Origin of the sequence: Phenylobacterium sp. (genome assembly GCF_030646615.1) — a bacterium.
In the GTDB taxonomy this organism is placed as follows: Bacteria; Pseudomonadota; Alphaproteobacteria; order Caulobacterales; family Caulobacteraceae; genus Phenylobacterium.
Genome location: NZ_JAUSLG010000020.1, coordinates 1 through 1,234, shown reverse-complemented (window position 1 = coordinate 1,234; position 1,234 = coordinate 1). Strand labels below are relative to the sequence as shown.

Genomic DNA, 1,234 nt, shown 5'->3' with positions numbered 1-1,234 from the left:
ATGGGAGTTGGCTTTACCCGAAGGCGGTGCGCTAACCAGCAATGGAGGCAGCCGACCACGGTAGGGTCAGCGACTGGGGTGAAGTCGTAACAAGGTAGCCGTAGGGGAACCTGCGGCTGGATCACCTCCTTTCTAAGGATGGACCTCCAGGGTTTCGGCCCTATTGGTTCGTCATATCAATACACAGGTGCGGAGCGCCGCCGTCTTCGTTTCTCTTTCCACTTAACACTGCAGCCGATGAGGCTGTGGTGCGATCGCGTATTCTGGCTGGGGCTGGAGCCAAGGGGCTCTGGGGTCTGGCTGGGAAGCGGACCGCTTCAAGGGCCTGTAGCTCAGTTGGTTAGAGCACACGCCTGATAAGCGTGAGGTCGGCAGTTCGAGTCTGCCTGGGCCCACCACCTTGAACGTGGCGCCTTTGGCAGGCGGATCGACGAGAAGCTCTGCAAAGCTTGGCGGTCCTTAAGGGGCCATAGCTCAGTTGGTAGAGCGCGTGCTTTGCAAGCATGAGGTCGTCGGTTCGAACCCGTCTGGCTCCACCATTTCTCCTGACAGCCCTGGCGGCTGGGGATTGAGATGATGGAGATCTCCACCGCGCGATCGCGGGAAACAAGTTAACCCGCCAGGGTTCGCCTCCATGAGGCGTCCTGGTCGTGGTTTATCTGACATCGTGAAGGCAAGGGTTCTCCCGGCGCTTAGGCGCTTAGAGGGACGACCTGATGAAAGACATCATTGTCTGGCAAATACAAAGCGCATGAGGGCGATCTCGCTTGAGGTCGCCTGCATGAGTTTTGCTGAGAACGATCAAGCGTATAAGGGCTTCTGATGGATGCCTTGGCGTCGAGAGGCGATGAAGGACGTGGCACGCTGCGATAAGCTTCGGGGAGGCGCGAGCACCCTTTGATCCGAAGATTTCCGAATGGGGAAACCCACCTTAACGGTCTGCGAATTTTACCTTCGGCTTCGGCCGGCGGTACGGTTCGTAGGGCGTTTAAAGGTATAATGACCTGAATACATAGGGTTCATTAAGCAAACCCGGGGAACTGAAACATCTCAGTACCCGGAGGAAAGGACATCAACCGAGACTCCCGTAGTAGTGGCGAGCGAACCGGGACCAGGCCAGTGCTGTCGTGACATAAAGCTGAACGACTTGGAAAGGTCGGCCATAGTGGGTGATAGCCCCGTAAGCATCAATTAGCGACAGACTCGAGTAGGGCGGGACACGTGAAATCCTGTC

2 tRNA genes and 2 rRNA genes are annotated in these 1,234 nt (G+C 57.0%); all 4 read left to right on the top strand.

Annotated elements, in window-relative coordinates:
• Positions 1-132: ribosomal RNA gene (locus Q7S93_RS03230) — 16S ribosomal RNA — on the top strand; the annotation flags it as partial.
• 189 nt (positions 133-321) lie between these two features.
• A tRNA-Ile gene (locus Q7S93_RS03225) sits at positions 322-398 on the top strand.
• A gap of 65 nt (positions 399-463) precedes the next feature.
• Positions 464-539, top strand: a tRNA-Ala gene (locus Q7S93_RS03220).
• A 260-nt stretch (positions 540-799) separates the two neighbouring features.
• A 23S ribosomal RNA gene (locus Q7S93_RS03215) occupies positions 800-1,234 on the top strand; the annotation flags it as partial.